Annotated in this window: 1 protein-coding gene; it reads left to right on the plus strand. The window is 56.7% G+C overall.

Features of this window, described 5'->3' with window-relative positions:
* Positions 1–1,517, plus strand: a 1,517-nt coding sequence (locus ACOCD2_RS19515) for a molybdopterin-dependent oxidoreductase (RefSeq protein ID WP_305801776.1), incomplete at both ends; no start/stop codon positions are given.

Raw genomic sequence — 1,517 nt, forward strand, 5'->3', positions numbered from 1 at the left:
TAGATTATGTTGATGAAGATAAAACCCCACTGCCTCCAAAGAATGCGGAAGTGCTGACCACCTGCTGTGATTATTGCATCGTGGCCTGTGGATACAAGATTTACCGCTGGCCCGTCGGTGCTGCCGATGGCGGCCCCAAGGCTTCGCAGAATGCTTTCAATGTGGATTTCCCCACCGGTGCATTACAGGCCTGGGTAGCACCCACTCAGCACAACGTGGTGATGCACAAAGGTAAGCCGCACAATGTGGTGGTCATTCCCGACAAGGATTCGAAGGCAGTAAACTTCGGTGGCGATTCCTCCATTCGGGGAGGTTGTATCGCCCAGAAAGTCTACAACCCCAAGAAACCCACAAAAGACCGCTTGCAGTCACCGCTGATTCGTATCAACGGTACCTTGCAGCCTGTTTCATGGGACACGGCGCTGGACGTGGCAGCCGAGCTTATCGACCACACGGTCAGGAAGCACGGCGCCAATGCCTATGCCATGAAGATGTACTCCTATCAGTTCGTGGAAAACACTTATGCGCTTTCCAAGTTCTCCCGGGGCAGCATCAATACCGCCAACTTTACGTTCCACGATACGCCGGCCAACGTGACCTCCACTCCCGGTTTCCGTGATGCAGGCTTCGACAACTTCGGTCCGGCCTACCGGGACTGGGGTGATGCGGAAGTGCTGATGATCTGTGGTACAGATCCGTACGAAACCAAGACCATGATCTTTACCCAGTTCATCAAGCCGGCGATCGATCAGGGTCAGAAGACCATCTGGCTGAATGTGCGTGAAACGGCTGGTCTCGCCTATGCCAAGAGCAGGGGTAACGCCCTGCATATCCAGCTCGACCCCGGTACAGATACGCCGGTGCTGGGTGCCATTGCCCGGGTCATTCTGGAGAACGGCTGGGAAGATTCCAAGTGGATCAAGAAATGGGTCAACAACAAGTGGGAGTCCAGCTCCGGTTTCGGCCAGGGTACGCGCAACACACCCTGGCAGTGGCGTACCACCTGGGGCAAGTTCCAGACCAAGGGTTTCGAAGACTACAAGAAGTGGAACTTCGCCCAGAAGGAATACAATCCAAAGACTGCGGCCAAGATCGCCAATATTCCTGTCGAGGATATCTATACTGCGGCAGAATGGCTAGCCAAGCCCAAAGCGGACGGCACGCGTCCCAAGACGTCTTTGGGCATCGAAAAAGGCTTTTACTGGTCCAATAATACCGGTAACACCAACGCAGTGAGCTCACTGGCTACCCTTTGCGGTGCAGGTGGGCGTCCCGGTCAGGTGGTCGGTCGTTTTGGTGGACACCAGCGTGGTGGTACCGGCGGTGCCGGCTTCCCGCGCAACAAGTCTCCGCAAAAGCGTCCCGGACGCCGCCGTCAGGCTATGGACACGGACCGCTATCGCTGCCAGCCATGGAGAGCGAAGCGAAGGCTGGTAGACCCCAGTAGCCGCGAGGCCGCACTGTTTTCCCGGCGTGCCTTGCGCCAGAGGGAAAACAAAGTAGGCCTCCGAACGCGG

Origin of the sequence: Thiolapillus sp., from assembly GCF_048562965.1 — a bacterium.
Taxonomy (GTDB): domain Bacteria; phylum Pseudomonadota; class Gammaproteobacteria; order Chromatiales; family Chromatiaceae; genus Thiolapillus; species Thiolapillus brandeum_A.